General features: G+C 70.7%; 24 protein-coding genes. 14 read left to right on the top strand and 10 right to left on the bottom strand.

Annotated features, from left to right (window positions below; all coding sequences use genetic code 11):
• Positions 1 to 386: 386 nt before the first annotated feature.
• Genes EXE51_RS14200 through EXE51_RS14185 form a run of 4 tightly spaced genes read left to right on the top strand, consistent with a single transcriptional unit; the run spans position 387 to position 3,109 of the window.
• On the top strand, positions 387 to 854 hold the full coding sequence (locus EXE51_RS14200) for a 30S ribosomal protein S15 (protein ID WP_049931330.1): 468 nt from the start codon (positions 387 to 389) through the stop codon (positions 852 to 854).
• A 50-nt stretch (positions 855 to 904) separates the two neighbouring features.
• The gene (locus tag EXE51_RS14195) at positions 905 to 2,119 is read left to right on the top strand and encodes an exonuclease RecJ (protein WP_137692873.1); all 1,215 of its coding nucleotides are present in this window, start codon (positions 905 to 907) and stop codon (positions 2,117 to 2,119) included.
• Between the two features lies 1 nt (position 2,120).
• Entirely contained in the window at positions 2,121 to 2,465 is a 345-nt protein-coding gene (locus EXE51_RS14190) for a KEOPS complex subunit Pcc1 (protein ID WP_137692872.1), read from the top strand.
• Positions 2,462 to 3,109 carry a 30S ribosomal protein S3ae gene (locus EXE51_RS14185; protein WP_049931327.1) on the top strand — a complete coding sequence of 216 codons (648 nt, stop codon included), beginning with the start codon at positions 2,462 to 2,464 and terminating at the stop codon, positions 3,107 to 3,109. The genes EXE51_RS14190 and EXE51_RS14185 overlap by 4 nt, the downstream gene beginning before the upstream one ends.
• A gap of 72 nt (positions 3,110 to 3,181) precedes the next feature.
• On the opposite strand, the gene EXE51_RS14180 is transcribed toward EXE51_RS14185, so the two are convergent.
• Together EXE51_RS14180 and EXE51_RS14175 are read right to left on the bottom strand one after the other, a co-directional pair.
• Complete coding sequence (locus EXE51_RS14180; protein ID WP_094552532.1) at positions 3,182 to 3,694, bottom strand: GNAT family N-acetyltransferase; 513 nt, start codon at positions 3,692 to 3,694, stop codon at positions 3,182 to 3,184.
• Positions 3,691 to 4,260, bottom strand: a complete 570-nt coding sequence (locus EXE51_RS14175) for an N-acetyltransferase (RefSeq protein ID WP_049931325.1) — start codon at positions 4,258 to 4,260, stop codon at positions 3,691 to 3,693. The genes EXE51_RS14180 and EXE51_RS14175 overlap by 4 nt, the downstream gene beginning before the upstream one ends.
• 113 nt (positions 4,261 to 4,373) lie before the next feature.
• On the opposite strand from EXE51_RS14175, the gene EXE51_RS14170 reads away from it, so the two are divergent.
• Both EXE51_RS14170 and EXE51_RS14165 read left to right on the top strand, forming a co-directional pair.
• A complete protein-coding gene (locus tag EXE51_RS14170) occupies positions 4,374 to 4,652 on the top strand; it encodes a DNA-directed RNA polymerase subunit L (protein WP_049931324.1) in 279 nt (92 codons plus the stop codon).
• A 122-nt stretch (positions 4,653 to 4,774) separates the two neighbouring features.
• On the top strand, positions 4,775 to 5,803 hold the full coding sequence (locus tag EXE51_RS14165) for a glycosyltransferase family 4 protein (RefSeq protein ID WP_049931347.1): 1,029 nt from the start codon (positions 4,775 to 4,777) through the stop codon (positions 5,801 to 5,803).
• 34 nt (positions 5,804 to 5,837) lie between these two features.
• On the opposite strand, the gene EXE51_RS14160 is transcribed toward EXE51_RS14165, so the two are convergent.
• Positions 5,838 to 6,155, bottom strand: a complete 318-nt coding sequence (locus EXE51_RS14160; protein ID WP_049931323.1) for a hypothetical protein — start codon at positions 6,153 to 6,155, stop codon at positions 5,838 to 5,840.
• A gap of 125 nt (positions 6,156 to 6,280) precedes the next feature.
• Between EXE51_RS14160 and EXE51_RS14155 the strand changes: the two genes are divergently transcribed.
• From EXE51_RS14155 to EXE51_RS14140, 4 genes are all read left to right on the top strand, one after another.
• Positions 6,281 to 7,555 carry a Single-stranded DNA binding protein gene (locus EXE51_RS14155; RefSeq protein ID WP_086216785.1) on the top strand — a complete coding sequence of 425 codons (1,275 nt, stop codon included), beginning with the start codon at positions 6,281 to 6,283 and terminating at the stop codon, positions 7,553 to 7,555.
• Positions 7,552 to 9,306 (top strand): hypothetical protein, encoded by a 1,755-nt coding sequence (locus tag EXE51_RS14150; protein ID WP_137692871.1) that lies wholly within the window; start codon positions 7,552 to 7,554, stop codon positions 9,304 to 9,306. The genes EXE51_RS14155 and EXE51_RS14150 overlap by 4 nt, the downstream gene beginning before the upstream one ends.
• The gene (locus EXE51_RS14145) at positions 9,306 to 10,079 is read left to right on the top strand and encodes a metallophosphoesterase (RefSeq protein ID WP_137692870.1); all 774 of its coding nucleotides are present in this window, start codon (positions 9,306 to 9,308) and stop codon (positions 10,077 to 10,079) included. Before EXE51_RS14150 ends, EXE51_RS14145 begins: the two co-directional genes overlap by 1 nt.
• Before the next feature lie 83 nt (positions 10,080 to 10,162).
• On the top strand, positions 10,163 to 10,738 hold the full coding sequence (locus EXE51_RS14140) for a putative phosphothreonine lyase domain-containg protein (RefSeq protein ID WP_137692869.1): 576 nt from the start codon (positions 10,163 to 10,165) through the stop codon (positions 10,736 to 10,738).
• A 13-nt stretch (positions 10,739 to 10,751) separates the two neighbouring features.
• Here the strand turns inward: EXE51_RS14140 and EXE51_RS14135 are convergent, their stop codons facing one another.
• The 6 genes from EXE51_RS14135 to EXE51_RS14110 all read right to left on the bottom strand — a co-directional run bounded on the left by EXE51_RS14135 (position 10,752) and on the right by EXE51_RS14110 (position 18,921).
• The gene (locus EXE51_RS14135) at positions 10,752 to 11,246 is read right to left on the bottom strand and encodes a hypothetical protein (protein WP_137692868.1); all 495 of its coding nucleotides are present in this window, start codon (positions 11,244 to 11,246) and stop codon (positions 10,752 to 10,754) included.
• Positions 11,243 to 12,403 (bottom strand): thiolase family protein, encoded by a 1,161-nt coding sequence (locus EXE51_RS14130; RefSeq protein ID WP_137692867.1) that lies wholly within the window; start codon positions 12,401 to 12,403, stop codon positions 11,243 to 11,245. The genes EXE51_RS14135 and EXE51_RS14130 overlap by 4 nt, the downstream gene beginning before the upstream one ends.
• A gap of 139 nt (positions 12,404 to 12,542) precedes the next feature.
• The gene (locus tag EXE51_RS14125) at positions 12,543 to 13,286 is read right to left on the bottom strand and encodes a bacteriorhodopsin (RefSeq protein ID WP_086216779.1); all 744 of its coding nucleotides are present in this window, start codon (positions 13,284 to 13,286) and stop codon (positions 12,543 to 12,545) included.
• Positions 13,283 to 14,827: a methyl-accepting chemotaxis protein gene (locus EXE51_RS14120; protein WP_049931314.1), complete on the bottom strand. Its 1,545-nt coding sequence runs from the start codon at positions 14,825 to 14,827 to the stop codon at positions 13,283 to 13,285. The genes EXE51_RS14125 and EXE51_RS14120 overlap by 4 nt, the downstream gene beginning before the upstream one ends.
• A 105-nt stretch (positions 14,828 to 14,932) precedes the next feature.
• Positions 14,933 to 17,332 carry a DNA mismatch repair endonuclease MutL gene (gene mutL, locus EXE51_RS14115; RefSeq protein WP_137692866.1) on the bottom strand — a complete coding sequence of 800 codons (2,400 nt, stop codon included), beginning with the start codon at positions 17,330 to 17,332 and terminating at the stop codon, positions 14,933 to 14,935.
• A 455-nt stretch (positions 17,333 to 17,787) separates the two neighbouring features.
• Complete coding sequence (locus tag EXE51_RS14110; RefSeq protein ID WP_094520025.1) at positions 17,788 to 18,921, bottom strand: ABC transporter ATP-binding protein; 1,134 nt, start codon at positions 18,919 to 18,921, stop codon at positions 17,788 to 17,790.
• Positions 18,922 to 19,125: 204 nt separating this feature from the next.
• Between EXE51_RS14110 and EXE51_RS14105 the strand changes: the two genes are divergently transcribed.
• Genes EXE51_RS14105 through EXE51_RS14095 form a run of 3 tightly spaced genes read left to right on the top strand, consistent with a single transcriptional unit; the run spans position 19,126 to position 22,493 of the window.
• Positions 19,126 to 20,403, top strand: coding sequence for an extracellular solute-binding protein (locus EXE51_RS14105; protein ID WP_176450630.1), 1,278 nt, complete (start codon positions 19,126 to 19,128; stop codon positions 20,401 to 20,403).
• Positions 20,404 to 20,418: 15 nt separating this feature from the next.
• Positions 20,419 to 21,414, top strand: a complete 996-nt coding sequence (locus tag EXE51_RS14100) for a carbohydrate ABC transporter permease (protein ID WP_086215843.1) — start codon at positions 20,419 to 20,421, stop codon at positions 21,412 to 21,414.
• Positions 21,411 to 22,493 carry a sugar ABC transporter permease gene (locus EXE51_RS14095; protein ID WP_049931310.1) on the top strand — a complete coding sequence of 361 codons (1,083 nt, stop codon included), beginning with the start codon at positions 21,411 to 21,413 and terminating at the stop codon, positions 22,491 to 22,493. The genes EXE51_RS14100 and EXE51_RS14095 overlap by 4 nt, the downstream gene beginning before the upstream one ends.
• A 182-nt stretch (positions 22,494 to 22,675) precedes the next feature.
• Here EXE51_RS14095 and EXE51_RS14090 read toward each other — a convergent pair whose 3' ends face one another.
• On the bottom strand, positions 22,676 to 23,707 hold the full coding sequence (locus tag EXE51_RS14090; RefSeq protein ID WP_137692865.1) for a glutathione S-transferase family protein: 1,032 nt from the start codon (positions 23,705 to 23,707) through the stop codon (positions 22,676 to 22,678).
• 465 nt (positions 23,708 to 24,172) lie between these two features.
• Here EXE51_RS14090 and EXE51_RS14085 point away from each other — a divergent pair, with 465 nt between their 5' ends.
• Positions 24,173 to 25,471: an FAD-binding oxidoreductase gene (locus tag EXE51_RS14085; protein ID WP_137692864.1), complete on the top strand. Its 1,299-nt coding sequence runs from the start codon at positions 24,173 to 24,175 to the stop codon at positions 25,469 to 25,471.
• Position 25,472: the final 1 nt, after the last annotated feature.

The raw sequence follows: 25,472 nt of genomic DNA, 5'->3' as shown, positions 1-25,472 counted from the left end.
CCCAGCGCGGAGTTCGATCTCGCTCCGCAAACGACAAGTCGATCCACGCGATACCTTCGCTGAGGCGGTCGAATTCTGGCATAGACACTCAGAAATCGTCCGCCTCATCCTCTAACTTAACGCGACCCACGCGGGGACAAGAACACGCTTAAGACCCCCGACGGCGACCGTCCTGACGGGAACAGCACAGCTGCAGATCCGACTCGCCGGGGCCCTTTCGCCCGCGGCTTGGGAATGTAGCAGTGCGCCGACGCCTCCGGCGTCGCGGTACGGCGGCCCGCTCGCGCGGACCGTCCGGTCGGAGCGCTCGCTCCGCGAGCGATCCGTAGCCGCGCCGCGCGGAGTCGCGGTCACGTTGCGGTTGTGCCGTTCCAACCAGACAGACAATGGCACGAATGCACACGCGCCGTCGCGGTTCGTCCGGTTCGGACAAACCGGCGACGGACGAGACCCCGGAGTGGAGCGACGTCGACGCCGAGGACATCGAGTCCCGCGTCGTCGAACTGGCGGAGCAGGGCCACGACCCCAGCGTCATCGGCCTCAAGCTGCGCGACGAGGGCGTCAAGGGCGTCCCGGTCCCCGACGTGAAGCTGGCGACCGGCAAGAAGGTCACCGAGATCCTCGAGGAACACGACGCCGACGCCGACATCCCGGAAGACCTCCGCAACCTCATGTCGCAGGCGGTTCGCCTGCGCGAGCACATGGCGGAGAACGGGCAGGACCACCAGAACAAGCGCGCGCTCCAGAACACGGAGTCGAAGATCCGCCGCCTCGCGAACTACTACCGCGGCGACGAGATCGACGAGGAGTTCACGTACACCTACGAGAACGCCGTCGAGCTCTTAGAGGAGTGAGCGGCTAGCACGGCGACACCGAGCGACCGATCCCGACCGACACACCACACATGACCGAAGCGACGTCCGCCGCGCCCGCCCCCGACGCGCTCGCCGGCGTCCTCGCAGACGCGCCGTTCGTCCGGCTCGTCGCGACCGACGACGGCGACGCGCTGGCAGCCGCCGGGCTGCTCGCGCGAGCGCTCCGAGCGACGGGCACGCCGTTCCAGGCTCGGGTCGACCGCGACCCGGTGCCGGCGGACGTCGACGACGGCGTCGCGGTAACGGTCGGCGTCGACCGCGGCCCGCACGCGATCCCCGGAACGGGACGACCGGCGAGCACGGCCGCCTTCGCGGTCGCCCGCGCCCTCGGCGTCGAACCCGACCCCGTGGTCGCGCTCGCCGGCGTCGTCGCGGCCGGGTCGATCCCCGGCGCCGACGGCTCCGGCGACGCGCTCGACGCCGCGGAGCGGGCCGGCCGCGTCGAGCGGCGGCCCGGCGTCGCGCTCCCGGTTTCAGGCGGCGAGCGCGCCGCTCACGAGACCGACGGCGCGGACGCGGCCCCCTCGCGGGCCGAGGCCCTCGCGGCCTCGACGCTCGCGTCGACGCGGTACTCCGGCGACCCCGATGGGGCGCGCGACGCGCTCGATCCCTTGGGACTGTCCGCCGACCCCGACCCCGACGACCGCCGGCGCTTCGCGTCGCTGGTCGCGGTCGACGCGGTCGACGGCGACGATACGAGCGAGCGCGCGGCCGCTGCGGTCGAGCGCGCGCTCCGTCCGTACGCGACGGACGGTCCCTTCGAGACGGTCGGCGGCCACGCCGACGTGCTCGACGCGCTCGCCCGAGAGACGCCCGGGACGGGGGTCGCGCTCGCGCTCGCGAGCGACCCGGCTCCGTCGCTTCGGACGGCCGCGCTCGACGCCTGGCACCGCCACGGACTGGCGGCGCACCGGGCGCTCGACGACGCGACGGTCGGCCGGTACGACGGCTGCGTCGTCGCCCGCGTCGACGCGGCGCCGGCGGTCCTGCCGACGGTCGCCCGACTCGTCCGGGACTTCCGGTCACCAGAACCCGTCGCAGTCGCGCTCGACGAGGGCGCGGGCCGGCTCGCGGCCGCTGCCGTCGAGCCCATCGGGCTCGGCGACGCCTGCCGGACCGCCGCCGACGAGGTCGGCGGCGACGGTTGGGGGACCCCCGCTCGCGGCGGGATCGCCGTCGAGACCGCCGGACCCGGCGACGCAGACATCACGGGGGCGCTGGCCGCGCTCCGGGAGGCGATCTGAGATGTCCGACGACGCCCCCCGAACGGCCGGCGACGACGCCGACCGGACCGCGACGGTCCGGACCACGCACGCCGACGCCGCGACCGTCGCGGCCGCGGTCGGGCCGGACGAGACCGACTCGATGCGCACGCGCGTCGACGGCGACGCCGTCGCCTGCACCGTCGCGCGACCGACCACCGGCGGGCTCCAGTCGACGCTGGACGACCACCTCGTGAACCTGCGCGTCGCCGACCGCGTGGTCGAGCGCGCTCGGTCGCATATCGCCGCAGACGCCGACTCCGCCGACACCCTCGACTCCACAGACGAACCACAGACGACCGACACCGACACACACACCGACACATGAGCGAACGATCCGTATCCAAGAGCAGAGAACAGAAGCGCTGGTACTCCGTGCTGGCGCCCGAACAGTTCGACCGACAGGAGCTCGGCGAGACCCTCGCCGAGGAGCCCCAGCAGGTCGTCGGCCGCACGATCACGACGACGCTCGACGAGCTGACGGGCGACTCCAACGCGAACAACACGAAGCTGACGTTCAAGATCACCGACGTGGGCAGCGACTCGGCGTACACCGAGTTCATTAAGTACGAGCTGACGCGCGACTACCTGCGCTCGCTCGTCCGCCGCGGCGCCTCGAAGGTCGAGGCGTCGATCACGGTGCTGACCACGGACGACTACCGCATCCGCGTCCAGCCCGTCGCCCTGACGACCAAGAAGGCCGACCGGTCCCAGGAGAAGGCGATCCGCCGCGTCATGATCGACAAGGTCCACGCGGCCGCCGAGGAGCGCACCTTCGAGGCGTTCGTCGACGCGATCGTCGACGGGAACCTCTCGTCGGCCATCTACGGCGACGCCAAGGAGATCTACCCGCTCCGCCGCGTCGAGGTCCAGAAGCTCACCCTCGAAGCGCGCCCGCGCGAGGTCGCCGCCGAGGAGGAGGCCGCCGTCGACGTCGACGCCGACGAAGTCGCGGTCGACGCCGACGAGTAACGGCTCGTCCACCCGACGCGACCCCGTTTTGCGTTTATCTCTTCCCGAGCGGCCGCGCCGTCACCGAGCGGGTCAGTCCGCGTCCGACGCCGTGTCGGCGGCCATCCGGATTCGCGCCGACTCGAAGCCACACTCCCCGTAGAAGCCGCGAGCGGACTCGTTCTCGACGTCGACGTCGAGCGTGACGCGCTCGCAGCCGCGGTCGGCGGCGGCCCCCCGGGCGCGGTCGAGCAGCCGCCGCCCGATACCCTCGCCGCGGCGCGGCGGCCGGACGTACAGCTCGCTCACGTGGAGTCGGTCGCCCGCGGCGAACACGGGTGCGGACGACTCGGGGCTCGCGGCGGCGTAGCCGACGAGGCGGGCGTCATCGCCCGTTTCGCCGTCCGCGACGGCGACCCACGTCACCGCCTCGTCGTCGTCGAGCTTGTCCCGTCGGTGTTCGACGCCCGCGGCGACGAGGTCGACGTCGTCCGCGAGCGCGTTCCGATCGGCGAGCCGCGCCATCTCGCGCGCGAACGGTAGCCACAGGTCCTCGACCAGCGGTCGCACGTCGCCCCGCCGGAGCCGCCTGATCGTCGGGGTCACTCCGGATCGACCGCCATCGTCATCTGTTTGCGGTACTCCTCGAACCCGGTCCGCTCGTAGAACGCCACGGCTCGCTCGTTGTCGACGTCCACGTCGAGCCGGAGCTGCCCGCAGCCGTGGTCGCGGGCGTCGGCGACCGCGCGCTCGACGAACCGGTCCGCGAGGCCGGTGCCGCGGTACGGCGCCGCGACGTATATCTCGCCGATCACCAGCCGGTCCGGCCGATCGAACGGGTCGGGACACGCGTCGACGCTCGTCATCAGCAGGCCGACGAGGTCCAGGTCGGGATCGGTCACGGCGGCGGTCGCGGGGTCGACCGCGGCGTCGGCCGCCCCGTCGGCGGCGGTCGCGGCGACCCAGCCGCGGCTTCCCGAATCGTCCAGCTGGTTCCGGGCGAACTCCACGTGTCGCTCGACGAAGCGCTCCTCGGGCCAGTCCGCGAGGTCGTGGGCCCCGACGGCGTCGGCGAGGTCGCGGTTGTACGGGAGCCACAGGTCGGCCGCGTAGCGGCGGAGGGCCTCCTCGTCGGACGGCAGCCGTCGGATCGCGGGTCGATCGCCGGACATACCCGGTAACTCGGTCGGCGAGAGAAGTGTTTTCCGGCCGCGTGCGACCCGTCCGCATCCGGCGATATCCGGGAGACGAAAGCTTGAAACGCCGCTCGCTCGACCTCTCGGGTATGGAACTGCGGGTCATCGAGAAGACCGACACGGAACTCCACATCGAGATCGCGGGCGAGGATCACACGTTCATGAACGTGCTGAAGGGCGCCCTGCTGGAGTCGGACGACGTCGCGGCCGCGACCTACGACATGAATCCCGAGCAGTCCGGGGGCCAGACCGAACCCGTCCTCACCGTCAAGGCCGAGGAGGGCGACCCGCTCGACGTGCTCGGGGACGCCGCCGAGTCGATCACCGAGCGCACGGACGCCCTGCGCGACGCGGTTCGCGCGGCCTGACCGCGCGGTCTGACCGCGGACGGACCTCTTTCCGCTCTCCGTTTTCCGGTCCCCTGCGCGCTGCGAGGGGCATACCTAAGTGCCGACTCCCGAAACGGGGGTGTATGCCGCCGAGCGTACTCATGCTGGGGTGGGGGTACCCGCCGAACATCACCGGCGGGCTCGACGTCCACGTGGGAGAACTGTTCACCGGGCTCCGCGACGAACTCGGTGTCGACGCCGCGCTGGTGTTGCCGGCGGAGTTCGCGCCCGACGACGAGCCGGGACTCGAACCCGTCGAGACCGGCGAGGGCGACGTCGCGGCGCGCGTCGGGGAGCTCTCCGACCGCCTCGCCGAACTCGCGCCCGACTACGACGTGATCCACACCCACGACTGGTTCGGGTACGGGCCCGGTCGCGCCGCCGCCCGCGAGTCCGACGCGACGTGGGTCTCCTCGTTCCACTCGCTGGCGAGCGACCGCAACATCGACCCGCCGAGCCGCGAGGTCGAGACGGAGCGCCGGCTCGCGAACGCCGCGGACACCAACATCGCGGTCAGCGAGATCGTCCGCGAGGACATCCGAGAGCTGTACGACGCGGACTCGCGGGTCGTGTACAACGGCTTCTCGACGCCGCAGTTCTCTGGGAAGGACGTCCGCGAGGACCTCGGTATCGACGGCGAGATGCTGTTCTTCGTCGGCCGCCACACCGACCAGAAAGGGATCTCGCACCTCCTGTACGCGACCAAGAAGCTCCGCGGCCGCGACGTGACGCTCGTCGTCGGCGGGTCGGGCCACCAGACCGAGCAGCTGAAGCGGTTCGCCGAGCTGCTCGGCATCGAGGACCGGGTCGAGTTTGTCGGCTACGTCCCCGAGGCAGAGCTCGGCGACTACTACGCCGCCTCGGACGCGTTCGTCTCGCCCTCGTACGCCGAGCCGTTCGGGATCACGATCACGGAGGCGCTGGAGGCGGGCACGCAGGTCGTCGCGACGCCGTCCGGCGTCGCGGAGGTGCTCCCCGACGGCTGCCTCGTCGAGGTCGAGACGGACTCGGAGTCGATCGTCGACGGGCTCATCGAGGCGCTCGACCGCGAGGAGCCGCCGGAGTACGGGCGCCGCGAGTGGCTGGACGTGGCGGAGGACACGCTCGCCGTGTACGAAGACGTCGCGTAATCCGTTCGAACCCCTTCTCCCTGAGACGCCCCGCTCAGTCCTCGTCGCCCCGGAACACGTCGAACTCGGTCACCGGTTCCGGGTGCGTGACCCGGAAGCCGTCCGCGGTCTCCATGACCCCGCGCGTGCTGCCGGTCGCCCCGCCGTACGGGCTCTCGTCCCCGCCCGCCCCGGCGCCCTGATACGGCGAGGTGTACGGCGACCCCCCGACCGGGTCGTCGAACCCCTCGGGGGGAAGGTAGATCCGCTCGCCGCCCTCCGACCGCACGACGACCGCGACGTCTCGCGTGCCGGCCACGTCGATCACCGTGCGGTCGTCGGTGACGCGCGCGTCGATGTCGATTTCGTCCATGCCCCACGTTGCGACCGGGGACGGTTTAGCCCTACCGGCCGTCCCCGACGGCGCCGCGGGCCGGTCCGTCGCCGGCGCTCACCGGTGGTGAATCCTTTTGTGCGGCCGCGCCGAACCTCGCTTCGATGGACGTCAACAGCCATGCCGAGGAGCTCGCCTCCGACCTCGGCGTCGACAAAGAGGAGGTCAAAGCCGACCTACAGAACTTACTGGAGTACAGCGTCCCCATCGACGAGGCGAAACAGAGCGTCCGCCGGAAGCACGGCGGCGGGGGCGGCGGCTCGACGCCGACGCCCGACGCCGTCGACGTGGGCGAGATCACCACCGACCACGACGGCGTGACGGTGACGGTTCGCGTGTTGACGCAGGGGACGCGCACGATCCGGTATCAGGGGGACGACCTCACGATCCGGGAGGGCGAAATCGCCGACGAGACCGGCGTCATCTCCTACACCGCGTGGCAGGACTTCGGCTTCGAGCCGGGCGACTCGCTGACGATCGGCAACGCCGGCGTCCGCGAGTGGGAGGGGGCGCCGGAGCTGAACCTCAACGACTCGACGACGGTCGCCATCGCCGACGAGGAGGTCTCGGTCGACCGCGAGGTGGGCGGCGACCGCAGCCTCGTCGACATCGCGGCCGGCGACCGCGGCCGCAACGTGGAGGTCCGCGTGCTGGAGGTCGACGAGAAGACCATCTCCGGGCGCGACGGCGAGACCGAGATCCTCGAAGGGGTCGTCGGCGACGAGACGGCGAAGCTCCCCTTCACCGACTGGCAGCCGCGCTCCGAGATCGAGGTCGGCGCCGACCTCCGGATAGAGGACGTGTACGTCCGGGAGTTCCGCGGCGTCCCCTCGATCAACCTCACCGAGTTCTCGACGGTGACGCCGCTCCCCGACCCCGTCGAGGTCGCGGAGGACGCCCCGCGGCTGTCTGTCGCGGACGCCGTCGGCTCCGGCGGAATGTTCGACGTCGAGGTCGTCGGGAACGTGCTGGAGGTCCGCGACGGCTCCGGGCTCATCGAGCGCTGCCCCGAGTGCGGCCGCGTCGTCCAGAACGGCCAGTGCCGGAGCCACGGGGACGTGGACGGCGAGGACGACCTACGGGTGAAGGCCATCCTCGACGACGGCACCGACACCGTGACCGTCGTCCTGGACGACGAGCTCACCGCCGAGGTGTACGGCGGCGGGCTCGACGACGCCCTCGCCGCCGCGAAGGACGCGATGGACAAGGAGGTCGTCGCGGACGACATCGCCGACTCCCTCGTCGGGCGCGCCTACCGCGTCCGCGGGAACCTCTCGGTCGACGACTACGGCGCGACCCTCGACGCGGCCGAGTTCGAGATCGCCGCTGACGACCCGGCCGCCCACGCCCGCGCCGCGCTCGCGGAGGTGGGCGAATGAGCGACGACGGGCCGGGCACGCGTGAGGTCGCCTACCGGGTGTTCGCCGCCGAGTTCGACGACGCCTCGCTGTCGTACTCCGAGAGCGACGAGGAGCGCGCCCCCAACTACGTCGTCACCCCGACCGGCGCGCGGGTGAACCGCCTGTTCACCGCCGGCGTGCTCACCGAGGTCGAGCGCGTGAACGACGAGACGCGGCGCGGTCGCGTCGTCGACCCGTCGGGCGCGTTCGTCACCTACGCCGGGCAGTACCAGCCGGAGGCGCAGACCTTCTTGGAGCGCGCCGACCCGCCGGCGTTCGTCGCGCTCACCGGCAAGGCGCGCACCTTCGAGCCCGAGGACTCCGACCGCGTCTTCACCTCCGTCCGCCCGGAGAGCCTCAACGAGGTCGACGCCGACACCCGCGACCGCTGGGTGGTCTCCGCCGCCGAGGCGACGCTCGACCGCCTCGCGGCGTTCGAGCAGGCCCTCGATTCCGACCTGCGCGGCGACGAGCTCCGCGCGGCGCTGGAGGCGGGCGGCGCCCCGGCTCCGCTCGCCGCCGGGATCCCGAAGGCGCTCGACCACTACGGCACGACCGCGGCGTACGCAGAGGCGGTCCGCCGGCTCGCGGTCGACGCGCTCGAGCTGATCGCGGGCGACCGCGACGAGGTCCGGTCGATCGACGTCGCCCCCGACGAGGGGGACGCGACCGCGATCGGTCCGCTCCCCGACACCGACGTGACGATCGCGGAGCCGGCGGCGACGCCCGAGGCCGACGCGACCGCGGCCGCGGACGTCGGCTCCGACCCGGAACCCGCCACCGGTGAGAGCGAGGCCGAACCGACCGCGGACTCGGGGTCGGTCGCCGACTCCGGATCGACAGGCGAGGCCGAACCGACCGCCGAGGCTACCACGTCGACCGCGGATACCGACTCGTCGACCGCCGCCGCCGGATCGACCGCCGAGGCCGAGTCGCTGCTCGACGACGCGGCCGAGATGGAGGGCGCCGGATCCGCGGAATCCTCGGAAAGCGAGACGGCCGAACCGGAGGCGACCGCGACCGCCGACTCCGGATCGCTCGGCGATGCGGGCGACTCCACCGAGCCGACGGACGAGAGTACCCCGACCGACGATAGCGTCACGACCGACGAAGGTGCCGCGGCCGACGACGGCGGCCTCGGCGACTTCGACGCCGGTGACGACGGAGACGACATCGGAGACCTCGACGCGGGCGGCGATGACGACATCGGAGACCTCGGCGCCGGGGGCGACGAGGGCGCGAGCCCCTCCCCCGACCCGGACGCCGACGGGGACGACATGTACCAGCTCGACGACGAGGAGCGCGAGGAGATCGAGTCCGAGTTCGGCACCGACTTCGCGACCGGGACCGAGGTCGACGAGCCGGGCGAGGCCGACATCGACGTGCCCGACCCCGAAGAGATCGTCGAAGAGCCCGACGAGGACTCCGCGGCGGCCGCGGACGATTCGGCCGCCGCAGAGAGCCCGGAGCCCGACACCGCCGCCGCGACGGACGACGGAGATGAGGCCGAGACCGACGGAGACGCAGCTGACGACATCGACCTCGAAGCCGCGGCGGTCGCGGCGATGGACGACCTCGACGACGGCGACGGGGCGCCCCGCGAGGCGGTCGTCGAGCGCGTCGCGGACGACCACGGGGTCGAACCGGGCGCGGTCGAGGACGCGATTCAGGACGCGTTAATGAGCGGGCAGTGTTACGAGCCGGGCGACGGGCTGCTCAAGCCGATCTGATGGCGCGGGTTGAGCCGGTCGTCGGCGAGCCGGCGGCGGTGGCCGACCTCGGCGCGGAGCGCGCGCTGCTCGTCGCCGATGTCCACGCGGGCATCGAGGTCGGACTGCGCTACGAGCGCGGCGTCGAACTCGACTCCCGGGCCGACGAGCGCCGCGAGCGGCTCTGCGACCTCGTCGCCGAGACCGACGCTGACCGGCTCGTCGTCCTCGGCGACCTCGCGCACCGGATCGGCGCACCTGACGGCGACGAACGGGAGGAGCTGGAGGTCCTGATCCGCGCCGTCACCGACCGCGTCCCGATGACGCTCGTCGAGGGGAACCACGACGCGGGCGTCGCGGAGGCGTTCGCGGCCGACCTCGACGTGATCGGCCCCGAGGGCGGGCGGCTCGGTCGCGGGTCGGCCTCCGGTGTCGCGGTCTGTCACGGCCACACGTGGCCCGACCCCGCGCTCCGCGACGCCGACGTGATCTGTACCGGCCACGAGCACCCGCAGGTCCGACTAGAGGACTCGGTCGGCGGGTCGCGCGTCGAGCGCGCGTGGCTCCGTGGGACCCTCGACCCCGCGGCGTTCACCGAGTCTGGTGATGCTCCCGGCCCGCCGGCCGATCCGCCGGAGCTCGTCGTCTTCCCCGCGTTCAACGAGCGCTCCGGCGGGACGTGGGTCAACGTCGAGGGGCAGTCGTTCCTCGCGCCGTACCTTCCCGCGGCGCTCCCCGCCGCGGACGCCTACCTGCTCGACGGGGCGCGGCTCGGGGACTACCGGGACATCTGAACGCCGCGGACCGACCGCGGAGCGACCGTTCCGCCCCGCTCCGCCGGCGAGACCGTTTTGTCCCGCGACGCGGAACTGGCCCCATGGTCACCGACCGCTCGCCCACCGCGATCGACGAGGCCGGGTGGCACTGGCTCCGGGTCAAACACGTGACGGGGTTCCCCCGCCAGGCCCGCGACGGCTACTTCCCGGCGCACGACGTGGTGCGGCCGGCCGCGACGACCGAGGCGGACGCACCGGGGATCGACGCCGGAAAAGAGTCGCTACCGGCCGGCCCCGAGACCGTCCGCGACGCCGACCGCCTCGCGCTGGAGACGACGTACCTGAGCGGGAAGTGGCTCGTCGAGCGTCCGGCGGAGGCGGTCGACGACCTCTGGGAGGCGGTGGTCGACGACGTCGCGGCCGAGCGGTTCTGGGACGCGAAGGTCGCGACCGCCGCCGGGTGCGAGGCGTTCGGCGAGTCCGACCACGCGGTGCTCGTGTTCACGCCGAACTACTTCGATCGAACGGACGTCGACCGGGTTCGACGCCGGCTCAGGGAGGAACACGGGGTGACCAAGCGGATCCGATACCGCCCCGACGTGTACACGCTCGGCGGGGTCCACGAGGCGCGGCTCGGCCCGCTCGCCGACTCCGACGCGGCGCGGTTCCGCGTGTGAGATTCGCGTCCGGTTACTCCACCGGGCGGAACCGGAAGCCGTCCCACTCTTGGCTCTCGGGCTCGCGGATGCCGGCGCCCGGCTCGCGGAGTTCGTCGGCGTACACCGGCTCGATCCGGTCGCCGATATCGACGCTGAACTGGTCGCCGCCGTTGTCACTATTGTCCCCGTCGTCGCCTGTGACGCCGCCTGCCTCGTCGCGCTCGGCTATCTGTCCGAGCGCGCGGACCGGCGGCCCGTCGTAGTCGTCGCCCATCTCGAACTCGACGATTGCGAGGGTGTTCGGCTCGCGGACGCCCGGGGGCGTCGCGGTCGAGGTCGTCCACGTCACCACGCGCGCCTCGTACTCGCGGAGGTCGACCGTCCCGACGCGCTCGGCGCCGTTCGGGCCCACGGTGTGGGGCGGGTACGTGACCGTGCCGTCGGCGTACTCGGCGGCCTCGAAGGTCGGTTCGGCGCTGTCCCCCTGCCCGTCCGCGTCGGTGTCGGTCGTCTCGTGGTCGCTCATTGGCTTCCCTCCAAGATCGTGGTGGTCACGCAGTTCCCGAACCCGCCGACGTTACAGGCGAGCCCCGTGTCGGCCTCGACCTGCCGCGGTCCGGCGTCGCCCGTGACCTGCTTAACTATCTCGTACACCTGCGCGACGCCGCTGGCCCCGAGCGGGTGGCCCTTGGACTTGAGCCCTCCCGACGTGTTGATCGGGAGGTCGCCGTCGCGGTCGGTGACGCCCTCGTCGACCGCCTTCCACCCCTCTCCCTTCTCGAAGAAGCCGAGGTCCTCGCTCTGGAGGAACTCCAGTATGGTGAACATGTCGTGGAGCTCGGCCACGTCGACGTCGTCCGGGCCGATCCCGGCCATCTCGTAGGCGACCTCGGAGGAGTCGACGACGCCGCCCATCGTCGTCGGGTCCGCGCGCTCGTGGACGACGTGGGTGTCCGTCGCCCCGCCGATGCCCGAGACCACGGCGTAGTTGCCGTCGGGCGCGTACTCCTCGGCCACCGACTCGGGACAGAACACGAGCGCCGCCGAGCCGTCCGTGATCGGACAGAAGTCGTACAGTCGGAGCGGGTCCGCGACGATCGGCGAGTCGAGGACCGTGTCGAGGTCGACCTCCTTCCGGAACTGCGCGTGAGGGTTGTCCACGCCGTTCCGGTGGTTTTTCACCGCGACCTTCCCGAGGCTCTCGCGGGGCGCGTCGTACTCGTCGAGGTAGAGCCGCGCCGTGAGGCCCGCGAACGAGGGGAGCGTGACGCCCTGCTTGTACTCCACCGGATGCGTGAGCGACGCGATCACGTCCGTCGCCTCCGCGGTCGTCCGGTGGGTCATCTTCTCGCCGCCGACCAGCATCGTGAGCTCGCTCGCGCCCGAGGCGACCGACTGCCACGCCGCGTACACCCCTGCCCCGCCTGAGGAGGAGGTCTGGTCGATCCGCGCCGTGTACGCCGGCTGGGCGGCGAGGTCGTGGGCGAGCGCGTTCGGGACGCCGGTCTGCCCCTCGAACTCGCCGCTGGCCATGTTCGAGACGTACAGGTGATCGAGGTCGCCGCCGTCGACGCCGGCGTCGTCGAGCGCGGCCGCGCCCGCCTCCGCCAGCAGCTCCCGGAGCCAAGCGTCGCGCTGCCCGAACCGCGTCATCGACGTGCCGACGATCGCTACGCGTTCCATGTCGGTGGGTCCACCGCGGTCGCCTAAAACGTACCTCTCCGCGGCCGCGGTGGGGTCCGTCCGTCCCGACACCGTCGGCCGCCGTCGAGGTCGCGCCCCGCCGTCTCACCCGCCCCCGGCGAGGATCTGCGAGCCCGGTTCAGTCCGCCGCGGTCGGCGCGCCGTCGCCGACCGCGTCGGTCGCGTCCTCGCGGTCAGCGGTCGCGGCCGACACCACGTCGGTGAACGCCTGTCGGCGGGCGTAGAAGAAGTAGACGTACGGGACCTTCGCCAACACGTCGAGGAAGGCGTACGTCAGCGCGGCGCCCACCCCCGTGGTGAAGCCGATCCCCGCCGGACCCATCAGCCAGACGAACGGGTACGCCAGCCACAGCAGGCCGACGTGGTTCTTCAGCAGGCTGAACAGCCCCCGCTGCATCGGGTCGTCGGGAACGGCCCGCGGGAACACCACGTACAGATACGCGAACAGCGTGACGTGGAAAATCGAGGAGACGCCGAACAGCACCCACTTGAGCGTCCCGCCCGTCACGACCGCCCCGGCGCCGAACGCGATCATCAGCGCGTCGGCGAGCATCACGCCCGCGATCGCGCGGCGGGACGCGCCGGCGACGTAGCCGATGAACCCGACCAGGAGCGGGGTGGTGACGATCCAGTCGACGTAGCGGAGGCCGACCAGCTCGGCCCCGTTGACGGTCACGGTTCCGATACCGAGCGCCATTCCGGCATACGCGAGCCCGGCGAAGCCGGGTATCACCGCCAGCGCGGCCAGGCGACCGCGGTCCTCCGACTCGCCGAGCTTCGCGTACAGCGCCGCGGTGATCCCGAGGCCGACGAGGAAGGCGACCGCCGCGATCCAGTACGCGGCGCTGACCGCGCCCGTCATCGCGCACCTCCGTCGGTCGTCGCTCGCGAGCGCGCCGTTCCGCCCCCGGTGGCCGGCCCGTCGGCGCCGGACGTCTCATCGACGGTGAACGCCGCGACCCGGTCTTGGAGCGTCGTCACGGCGTCGGTCTGGAACTCGCGCAGGGAGTCGGACACGTCCTCGACGACCGACTGGCCCTCCTGTATCTCCGTCGCCGTCTGCTCCGCCGTCTCCGCGGTCTCGGTACTGAGCTCCGTGATCTCGTCGACGGAGCCGGCCGTGTCCTGTACCGTGTCGGCCTGGTCGGCGGTCGTCCGACGGATCTCCCCGAGCGAGCCGCTGATCTCGTCGACGGAGTCGGCGATCGTCTCGATGTCGGAGAGCGTCGACTCGACGGTGTCGGTCCCGGTCTGGACGCGCTCCTGTGTCGACCGGATCGACACCGTCACTTCCTCGGTCTGGTCGGCGATGTCGTCTATCATCGTATCAATCTCGTTCGCGCGCGACTGCGTCTCCTCGGCGAGCTCCTTCACCTCCTCGGCGACGACGCTGAAGCCGTCGCCGGAGCCGTCCGCCCGGGCCGCCTCGATCGAGGCGTTGAGCGCGAGCATGTTGGTCTGTTCCGCTATCTCGCCGATGATGTCGACGATCTCGGTGATCTCGTCCATCCCGTCCTGAAGCTGTTCGACCCGGTCGACGGCCTGCTCCGCCTCCTCCTCGACCTCGGCCATCTCGGCCAGCGCGCTCTGGGAGGAGCTGCGGGCGTCGTCGCTCGTCGCCGCGACCGCCTCGCTCCGGTCCGACAGGTCGTCGACGGTCGCCGCGATCTCCTCGGCGGACGCGCTGATGGTCTCGATGTCGGTCGCGATGGACTCGAGCTCCGCGCGCTGGTCGCCCGCCTGTCCCCGGATCGTCGTCGCGCTCTCGGTCGCGCCGGCGACGCGCCGCTCGACCTCGTTGCTCATCTCCGCCATCTCGCCGGCGTCGGCCTCGATCCGGTCGGCCATCTCGCGGACCGTCTCCACCGTCCCCTGGAGGTCGTCCATCATCCGGTTGAACGACTCGCCCACGGTCGCGAGGCTCTCGTCGCTCTCGTCGACGTCGACGCGCCGCGTGAGGTCGCCGGTCGCCGCCTCCTCCATCACCTCGGCGTACCGGTCGGCCGTCCGCCGGTAGCGGTCGGCCATCTCGGTCGCTTCCGCCCGCGCGCTCTCCAGTTCGTCTTGTGTCCGTTCCATCTCCGTCAGTCGGTCCTTCAGCGAGACCCGCATCTGCTCGATGGATCCCGCGAGCTCCCCGAACTCGTCGGTCCGGGTGGACTGTACTTCCCTGTCGATGTCCCCGTTGGCGACGCGCCGCGTCTGCGCGCCGATCTCGGTGACGCTGGCGATCGTCTCGGCCGCGTTGATCGACCCGAGCGTCAGGAGACCGGCGACGGCCGCGACGACCGTCGCGTTCGCGTCGTCGGTGGCCAGCCCGACGGCGACGATGAACGCCCCCGTCGCCACGTATCCGACGCCAAGTTTCACCCCGTAGCTGTCTTTCACCGATGCGATCGGCATGTGATCCATCAGGGAAACCGACGTGTTAAACGGCGCCCCGATACTATCAGTTCTGATATCCGGGCGCCTCGCCGAGCCTCGATCCAGGTCCTCGCGCCGCCGGGCTCACTCCGCGCGCCGGCCGCCGTGTCCCGGGTAGTCGCGTTCGAACCGGGACCCGATCTCCTCGCGGTCGATCCGGATCACGACCGGACGCCCGTGCGGGCAGGCGTAGGGGTTGTCGCAGGCGTCGAGCCGGTCGAGGAGGTCGACGACCCGGCCCTCGGTCAGTGAGGTGTTCCCCGTCACCGAGGGGTAACAGGCGAGGTCGGCGAGCAGCTCGTCGACGGCGTCGACGACCGGTTCGTCGCCCTCGGCAGCGTCGTCGACCAGCGCGGACAGGGCGTCTCGCAGGAGGTCCGGGTCGAGCGCGGCGTCGAAGACGGCCGGGACCGCCGTCACCGCGACCTCGCGCTCGTCGGCGCGCTCCGCACGGAATCCGATCTCGGTGAGTTCGTCGACGAACTCCTCGAACAGCGCCGCCTCGCGGGCGGTCAACCCGACGCGGACCGGCTCCGCGAGGGCCTGCGCCTCCGCGCCGTCCGCGACGGTCGCCTTCAGCCGCTCGTAGTTCACGCGCTCGTCGGCCGCGTGCTGGTCGATCAGCACGAGCCCGTCCGGCGCCTCGGCGACGACGTACGTCTCATGAAGCTGACCGAGCACCCGCAGCGGAGGCAGCGAGTCGAACTCGCGCTCGGCCTCGGTCGCCTCGCCGTCCAGCGTCCGCTGCCGGGTCCGTGCCCGTGTTCGGGGTACCGACCGAGCCGCGTCCGCCCGGGCTCCCCTCCGGTCGCCCCCCGCCGCTCCGCTGCCATTCGCTGTCTCGTCGCCAGCCGTCGTTTCGTCTCCGACCGTCGTTCCGTCGCCGACCGTCGTTCCGTCGCCGACCGTCGTTCCGTCGCCGACCGTCGTTCCGTCCCCGACTTTCGTTTGGTCGCCGACTGCCGTCTCGTCGCTGGTTGCCGCTTCGCCTCGGCTCGGCTCGCACTCCGCGCCGTCGCTCTGCCGGCTCTGTGGACTGGGTCGATCGTCGCCGCTCGCGTTGTGATTCGCGTCGCCGTCCCGGGGCTCGCCCGCGGGCTCTGCCGTTGGTTCGGCCCGGGTCCTCTCCCCCTCGCCGAGGTCGTCGACGGCCCACGCCGCGTCGTCGGACGGGTCCAGTTCGGTCAGCGTCGCGGGGTCGTCGTCGCCCTGACCCGGGTCGGCGTCGGTCACCGAGTCCGGGGTTCGGCCGGGATCTTCAGTGTTCGCCGACGTTCCGGGGTCGCCTGGCGTCCCGGAGTCGGAGACTGCCGCGGACTCGCGCCCCTCGCGGGCGGCGCGCTCGTGGTCGGTGTCCGCGCCGCCCACGGCCTCGGTGTCGGGCGTCTCGGGGGCGACCGCCGTCTCGTCGGGCGCCGACTGGCCCCGGGGCGCCGTCGACCGGATCAGGCCGTGGTCGAGCAGCGCTCCCTCGACGGCCGCCTCGACCGCTTCCCGGACCGCAGGCTCCTCGTCGAAGCGGACCTCCAGCTTGCGGGGGTGGACGTTCACGTCCACGTCGCCGGCCGGGACCTCGACGAAGAGGACCGCGAACGGGTAGCGGTCGGGGGCCAACTGACCGCCGTACGCCTCCAACGTCGCCTCGCGCAGCGTGCTCGCGGTGACGTACCGCCCGTTGACGTACGTCGAAAGGTAGTCGCGTGTCGAGCGCGTCGTCTCCGGGTGCGAGACGAGCCCCGTCACCCGCCGGACCGGTGCGTCGGCGGAGTCGTCGCCCGCGTCGGTTCCCTCCGGCGTCCATTCCACGTCGATCATCGACTCGGCGACCTCGCGGCCGTAGACGGCGAGGACGGCCGAGCGGAGGTCGCCGTTCCCCTCGGTCGCGAACGTCTCGCGGCCGTCGTGTTCGAGCGACACTGCCACGTCGGGGTTCGCCAGCGCGTACCCGGTCACCACGGTGTTGACGTGATCGAACTCGGTCGCGGTCCGCTTGAGGAACTTCTCGCGCGCGGGAGTGTTATAAAACAGGTCGTCGACCTCGACGGTTGTTCCCGCGGGACAGCCCGCCGGGCGGGCCTCGCCCACGTCGCCGCCCGCGACGGTGATCTCCGCGCCGGCCTCGGCCTCCGGGGGGCGCGAACGGACGGTGAGCCGCGAGACCGCGCCGACCGTGTACAGCGCCTCGCCGCGGAAGCCGAGCGTGGCGACGCCGCGGTCGAGGTCCTCGATGTCGCCGATCTTCGAGGTGGCGTGCTCCGCGACGGCCGCCTCCAGTTGGTCCTCGGGGATTCCGACGCCGTCGTCGCGGACGCGGATCCCCTCCGTCCCGCCCGCCTCGACCGAGACGGCGACGCGGCTCGCGCCCGCGTCGAGGCTGTTCTCGACCAGCTCCTTCACGACGCTCGCGGGCCGCTCGACGACCTCGCCCGCCGCGATCCGCTGGACGGTCCGCTCGTCCAATCGCTCGATGTCTGGCGGCTCCATTCGTACGCTCCGTCGGACGAGCGCGCACTTCAAGCCGTTGTCGGCGGTGACGGCGTGAGGGGAGGCGCTCGCGTGGTACCGCTGTGTATACATGAACTGCGGCGGCGCGTGCCTGCGAGCGGCCGCCCTCGGCGGCCGCGAGACGGCACGCGCGAGGGAGTCGCCGGCTCCCGGAGCGAAGCGGAGGGTGCCAGCGACGAGGTTGGGGAGGGGTGAGGTGCGGTTGCGGTGCGGGGTGAGTCAAAGGGTCAGTCGCGAGGGCGAAGGCGCGCGACGCAAGCACCGCAAGGAGCGAGCAGCGCGACCGACTGAGAAGCGCAGCGAGCGTGCGCCCGCCACGCGACTGGGGCTTTACCGGTGTCTGTCGGGGTTCCACTGGCCTCAAATCACAGCGCGCAGGGAAAGTACGAACGAACGGTTCACAGGTCCGGACTGTCTCCGAAAATCGACCTTATTCAAGCGACCGCGGCCGCGATCTCCTCGTCGGTGAGGAACACATCCTCGCCGGTCTCGGGGTCGAACAGGTGGATGTGTTCCTCCGCGAAGGAGACACCGACCTCGTCGCCGGCCTCCGGCTTCACGTCGGCGGGCGAGCGGGCGAGGAAGTCCTCGGTCACGGTGAGGTGGACGTAGTTGTCGGAGCCGATCGGCTCGACGACCTCGACGGTCGAGCGCAGGTTCTCGTCGCCGCTCGGTGACTCGTCCAAGACGATGTTCTCCGGGCGGATGCCCAGCGTGTACCGGCCGTTCCGAAGGTCGTGGCCCCGGACGTACTCCGCAGAAAGATCGAGGTCCAGCCCCGCCTCCTCGTTCCGGATCGTCGCGCCGGCGCCGTCCGTCTCCACGTCGACGTCGACGAAGTTCATCGACGGCGAGCCGATGAAGCCGGCGACGAACTCGTTGACCGGGTTCTGGTACACCTCGGTGGGCTCGCCGACCTGCTGGAGTTCGCCGTCGTTCAGGATGGCGAGCCGGTCGCCCATCGTCATCGCCTCCTCCTGGTCATGAGTGACGTACATCGCGGTGACGCCGAACTCCTTCTGGAGCTTCTGGATCTCCGCGCGCATTTCCGTGCGGAGCTTCGCGTCGAGGTTCGAGAGCGGCTCGTCGAAAAGGAACACCTCGGGCTCGCGCGCGATGGCGCGGCCGAGCGCGACGCGCTGCTTCTGCCCGCCCGAGAGCTCGTCGGGCTTGTCGTCGAGGAGGTCCTCGATGCCCATCATCTCCGCCATCTCGCGGACGCGCTCGTGGCGCTCTTCCGTGGTCATCTCCGTGCTCATCTTGAGCCCGAACGCCATGTTCTCGCGGACCGTCTTGTGGGGGTACAGCGCGTAGTTCTGGAACACCATCGCGACCGGGCGCTCCTTCGCGTGGATGTCGGTCACGTCTTCGTCGTCGAAGTGGACGGTTCCGGACGTCGGCTCTTCGAGGCCCGCCACCATTCGCAGTGTGGTGGTCTTCCCACAGCCCGACGGTCCGACAACGGTCACGAACTCCCCGTCGTCGATCTCCAGATCGAGGTCGTCGACGGCGACGATGGTTCCCCGGTCGAACTCCTTTCGGAGCGTATCGAGCGTGACGCGTGCCATTTCCCTGATGGCGGGTCCGCTGGCATATGAGTTCTTTGCTGTTTTCTTGATATATGGTGAAGGATCTCTTCTCAAATATCGGCTTTTCGCGTCGGTCCAGTCGATCGTCGAGTCCTGAACTCGACGCAGATCGATCCGGATCGATCGGGACGTACCCCAAACACTAAATGTATGAAAATATAATTCATCATTTGTTCTAGTCACATGAACGAGAAACGTAGAACGCTGCTCAAGGCGGTGGGGGGATCGACTGCGCTCGCGGCGCTCGCGGGCTGTATCAGCACCGGCGGCGACGGCGGGGACGGCTCCGACGGCGGGGACGGATCGGACGGCAGCGACGGCTCCGACGGCGGCACCACCGGCTCCGCGCGGCTGTGGGCCGACCTGGCCGACGCGGAGGACGAGGCGCTGACCGACTACATCGACCAGTACGAGTCGGATACGGGCAACACCATCAACAAGGAGGCGCCCGGCGGCGAGCTCGACCAGCAGCTCGAAACCGCGATCCCGGCCGGCGACGGTCCCGACTCGTGGATCTGGGCTCACGACTGGGTCGGCCGGTTCGCGGTCCGCGAGGACCCCCCGTTCCTCTACGACGCGAGCGACGACGTCGACGTCTCGCTCGACAGCTACACGCAGGCGGCGCGGGAGGCGGCGCAGTTCAACGACGGCCTCTACGGGCTCCCGTTCGCCTCCGAGACCGTCGCGCTGTTCTACAACGAGGACATGGTCGACGAGCCGCCGGAGACCATGGAGGAGATGGTCTCGATCATGGAGGAGTACCACGACCCGGAGAACGGGGAGTACGGCCTCTCGTACCCCGTGACGAACCCCTACTTCGTCAGCGGGTTCATCCAGGCGTACGGCGGGAACATCTTCGACGAGGGGAACCTCGAAGTCGGCGTCGACAGCGACGCGTGTAAGCGGGGCATGGACGCCCTCGAAACGCTGTCCGACTACGTGCCGGCCGACCCCGGCTACGAGTCGCAGATCGTCGCGTTCGCCGACGGACTCGCGCCGTTCGCGATCAACGGACCGTGGGAGCTCGGCAACCTCAGCGGCGAGGTCGAGAACCTCGGCGTTACGACGCTGCCGACCGTCGACGGGAACCACCCGCGCTCGTACTCGGGCATCCAGCTGTTCTACTTCAGCTCGATGCTTGCCGACGCCGACCAGTCCACGGTCGACGCGGCGACCGGACTCGCCGAGTGGTACACCACGAACGAGGATATCATCCAGACCAACGCCGAAGAGCAGGGGTACATCCCCGTGCTGGCCGACGTCGTGGGCAACGACGACCTCTCCAGCGAGGTCCAGGCGTTCGCCCAGCAGGTCGACCACGGCGTCCCCATCCCGACGCACCCGGACATGGACAGCGTCTGGACGCCCGTGACGGAGGCGTTAGAGCGCGTCTTCAACGACGAGCAGGACAGCGACGCCGCGCTCGACCAGGCCGCCTCCGAGATCCGGGAGGCGCTGTAGGCACCCCTCGGAGCGATGGCCTCTTCGCAACCTGGAACCGGCGTGAGCGGGCTGGCGCGTCTCCGATCGGCGCTGCCGTTCTCCAGTCGCGACTGGGGGCTGCTCCTCGTCGCGCCCGGCGTGCTGCTCTTCTCGAGTTTCATGCTGTACCCGATCTTCTACCTCTTCTACATCTCGCTGACCGACGCGACGTTCGCGGGGTCCGTGATCGGCGGGGGCGCCGACCTGATCGGGCTGGCGAACTACGCCCAGCTGATCGGCGACTCGCAGTTCTGGACCTCGATGACGACGACGTGGCTGTTCGTCGCCGTCTCGCTCGTGATCAAGGTGTTCCTCGCCGTGGGGATCGCGCTGCTGCTCAACCACGTGCGCGTCGCCGGGAAGCGCTACATGCGCGCGGCGGTGATCGTCCCGCTGGGGTTCCCCGGCATCTTCACGATCACCGTCTGGCGCGGAATGTTCAGCGACGCGCGATACGGCGTGTTCAACACGATACTGGGGCGATACAACGAGCTCATGTCGTCGCTGTCGGCGCCACAGGCCCTGCTGTTCGACGTGCCGATCGGCTTCCTGAGCGGCCGCTGGGAGGCGTTCTTCGCGTACGTCACCACGGAGGTGTGGCTGGCGTACCCGTTCATGGTGATCATCATCGTGAGCGCCTTACAGGACGTGCCCCGGTCGCTCCACGAGGCCGCGATGGTCGACGGCGCGGGGGCGCTCCAGCGGTTCCGCACCGTGACGCTGCCCGCGATCAAGGGACCGGTGCTGTTCGCGTCGATCCTCACGGCCGCGACCTCGTTCCAGCAGTTCCTGATCCCGTGGGTGTTCAATCAGGGCGGGCCGTCGAGACAGAACGAGCTGATCATCGTGTACGGCTACCGCGAGGCGATCACGTTCAACCAGTTCGGCCTGTCGGCGGCCATCCTGATCGTCGGGATCGCGTTCGTCGGCATGTTCATGTACGTGGCCGTGCGCTACGGCGGCCTCGCCGAGGGGGTGGGTGACGAATGAGCCCCCTCGAGTCCGCGGTCGCGCTTGTCGGTTCCGCGGTCGCGCTGGTCCGCTCGAAGCTGGTCGCGTTTGCGACCGCACCGAAGCGGTTCTCCGTGATGATCCGGCGCGCGATCTACGACGTCCGCACGGGGAAGCGCAGCTCGTGGGACGTGACGAAGAGCGTCCTGATGACGTTGTTCGGGCTCGCGATGGTGCTCGTGCTGCTGTTCCCGCTGTTCTGGATCACGACCGCGTCGCTCGCGGAGGGCTCGCGGCTGTTCAACACGAGCGGCATCTTCCCGGACCCGTCGACGTACAACCTCGGCGCGTACCGGTGGGTGATCTTCGAGTCCGACTTCTTCTTCGTCGACGGCGACTGGGGGTACCCCCAGCTCGTCCTCGGCGGGAGCGGCGGGCTGGTCAGCTTCCGGTGGGCCGGGACCGACACCGGTCCGGGCGCGGTGTTCAACAGCCTCTACATCGTCAGCGTAACGCTCGCGGCCGGGTTCGGCATGATCGTCCCGGCGGCGTACGCGTTCTCGCGCCGACAGTTCGTGGGGCGCAAGCGCATCCTCTACGGCTACGTGCTGTTCACGCAGATCGGCGCCGGGCTGTCGATCGCGACGCTCGTGGCGCTGTACTCGCTGTTCAGCTCCTACGGGCTCACGAACAACCTGTTCATCCTCGGGTTGTTCTACGCGGCGTCCGCGATCCCGTTCAACACGTGGCTGCTGAAGACGTATATGGACAACATCCCCGTCTCCTACGAGGAGGCGGCGATGGTCGACGGCGCGAGCTTCTTGGAGACGATCCGGGAGGTGATCCTCCCGCTGACGAAGCCGGGACTCGCGGTCGTGCTCATCTTCGTCTGGCTCGCCGGGTGGAACGAGTTCATCATCGCGCAGACCCTGCTGCGCCCGGAGAACTACCCGCTCTCGGTCGAACTGTACAACATCGCGACCGAGGGCCGGTTCTCGACGCCGTGGACTCGGTTCGCGGCGTTCGCGAACCTGTTCGCGCTGCCGGTCGCGATCGTCTACTTCGCGGCGCAGCGCTCCGTCGAAGACGGCCTGTCGTTCGGCGGCATGGAAGGGTAGCCCGGCCTCCACGCGGACCGTTCTCGGTTCTCCCTTCGTTCTCGTCGTCTCCTCATTCTCGGCCGCCCCGTTGACCGACGGCGTCGCTCCGGGGCGAGTCGTCTGGTAACGGGGCCGGATTCACCCGGTCAAAGAACCAGATGTATCCGGTAACAGGCGGAGCCGCCCGGAACCGCTCTCGCTCAGTCGTCCGCCGTCGGCGCCGGCGGCGCGCCCGTGAGCCGGTCGCGGTCGTGGTCGGCCTCGAAGTCGAGGTCAGGGCCGCGCGCGATGATGCGCGTCGGGGTCACGTCGGGGTGGGTGGTGTAGTAGTGCTCCTTGATGTGGTCCATGTTCACCGTTTCGGCGACGCCCGGCGTCTGGTAGAGGTCGCGCAGGTACGGCCAGAGGTTGTCGTACTGGTGGATGAACTGCTGGTTACACATGAAGTGGGTGTGGTACACCTGATCGAAGCGGACCAACGTGGTGAACATACAGATGTCCGCCTCGGTGAGCGAATCGCCGACGAGGTAGCGCCGGTCCACGAGCCGGTCGTCGTAGCGGTCGAGCGCGCCGAACAGGTCGTCGATCGCGTCGTCGTAGGCCGCCTGCGAGGTGGCGAAGCCCGCGCGGTAGACGCCGTTGTTGATCGGCTCGTAGATGTCCGTGATCACCTCGTCGACCTCGGCGACGGTCGCGTCGTCGTCTTCGTCGGGGAGCAGCGAAACGTCGTTTCCGAGGTCCGCGAACGCGGTCGAGAGCATCCGGAGGATCTCCCGCGACTCGTTGTTGACGACGGTCTCCTCCTCGGTGTCCCACAGCACGGGCACGGTCACCCGACACGTGGCGTCCGGGTCGGCCGCGACGTACAGCTCGCGCAGGTAGTCGCTGTCGTGGAGACGGTCGGGCGTACAGCCGTCCTTCTCGGGGGTGAACTGCCAGCCGTCCTCGTCGCGGTACGGGTCGACGACCGAGACGCCGATCGCGTCTTCGAGCCCCAACAGCGACCGCGCGAGTAGCGTGCGGTGCGCCCACGGGCACGCGTACGACACGTACAGGTGATAGCGACCGGCCTCCGGCTGGAAGCGCTCGTCCGGCTCCGCGTCGACGTGGTCCGGCACGTCGCTGCCCGCGATCCAGTTCCGGAACGTCGTCTCGCCGCGCTGGAACGCGCCCTCCTCGTCGGTCGTCTCGTAGGTGTCTGTGCGCCACTCGCCGTTCACGAGCTGGTTCATACTACACGCGTGGGCTTCGACGCCTATAACGTGGCCGGGGACACGCGTGTCACCCGCTGTATGTGGTGTGTAGATTCATATCACGATCTTCCCATTCACGACCGAGAGGCGGTGGATCGACGGCGAACTCCTCCGAAGCCCCAGCCGCGAGGCGAACGCACGCCCGCTGCGCTCCTCGCTCGGTCGCTCACTCCGTTCGCTCTCTCGTTGCGGTGCTTACGTCGCCCGCGTTCGCCTCGCGACTGCCACTTCGAGTCCCACCTACCGCAACCGCACCGCAACCGCATCGCAGCCTCACCCCTCCCCAGCCTCGCGGTTCGCGCTCTCCGAGCGCTCACCGCTCCCTCGCGCGTGCCCCTCGCGGCCGCCGCTTCGCTCCGGCCGCTCGCAGGCACGCGCCGCCGCAGTCGATCTGTCCTCTCGCCGTCCCGGTGGCTTTTCCTCGTCGTTCGCGTGTCCTGACGCATGACCGACCCAGACGAGGTAGCGCCGACGGTCGCCGTCGTCGGCGGCGGCGCGGTCGGTGTCACGACCGCGCACGACCTCGCGGCGCGCGGCGCCGACGTGACCCTCTACGAGCGCGGGGAGCTCGCGGCCGAGAGCTCCGGGCGCGCGGCTGGCCTCCTCTACGACGCCTACGCCGAGGACGTCGACGCCGCGGTCGGCGCCCGGTCGATCGAGCGCTTCCGAGTACTCGACCGGTCGCTGCCCGGCTTCTCGTTTTCGCCCTGCCCGTACGTGATCGCCGTGCGCGAGGGCGACCCCGACGCCGACGCCGTTCCCGGGATGGTCGATCGCATGCGCGGCCACGGCCGCGACGTCTCGCTCGTCGACCCCGACGCGCTCGGCGAACGGTTCCCGCCGCTCCGCACCGACGACCTCACCGTCGCGGCGGTCGCCGAGGGGGCCGGCTGGACCGACCCGTCGAGCTACGTCCGCGCGCTCGGCGACCGGGCCGGTCGCGAGGGGGTCGCGATCGAGACGAACACCGCCGTCGCGCTCGGGCCGCGGCCCGGCGCGAAACGACATATCCGAGTCGGTGACGACGGAGCCGACGGCGATCCGGCGGCCGAGACGCGCGCCTTCGATGCCGTCGTCGTCACCGCCGGGGCACACGCTCGGTCGCTCCTCGCGGACGCGGGCGTCTCCGTCCCGGTCGTCCCCTACCGGGTCCAGGCGCTCGTGACCCAAACTGACTACGACGGGCCGATGGTCTACGACGCCACCGCGGACGCGTACCTCCGCCCGCACCCCGACGGCCTGCTTGCGGGCGACGGGACTGAGCCGGTCCCGGCCGACCCCGACGACTACCGCCGCGAGGCCGACGACTGGTTCCGCGAGGACCTCGCCGGCGCCCTCGACGAGCGCCTCGCCCGCGGGGACCGCCTCGACGGGGGCGAGGGATCCGACCGCGGCGAACGGGTCGACCGCGGGATCGACGACGCCCGGGCATGGGCCGGACTCTGTACCGCGACGCCGGACGGCGACCCGCTCGTCGGCCCGGTCGACTCGGAGGCGGGCGATCCGACGCTCTTCGTCGCCGCCGGCTGGCAGGGCCACGGGTTCATGCGCGCGCCGGCCGTCGGCGAAGTGGTGGCCGAGGGCGTGCTCGCGTCGCTCGCGGGCGCCGCCTTCGACGGGCCGGAATCGCCGTGGATCGGCGCGTTCGACCCGACGCGGTTCGGTTCGGATCGGTTCGACGGCGACGAGGCGTTCGAGATCGTCGAGGGCATGTCGCTGTCGAACCGGACGGAGGAGGAATAGC

Source organism: Halorubrum sp. CGM5_25_10-8B (genome assembly GCF_005435095.1).
Lineage (GTDB): Archaea > Halobacteriota > Halobacteria > Halobacteriales > Haloferacaceae > Halorubrum > Halorubrum ezzemoulense.
This window is presented reverse-complemented; position numbering and strand designations above follow the sequence as displayed.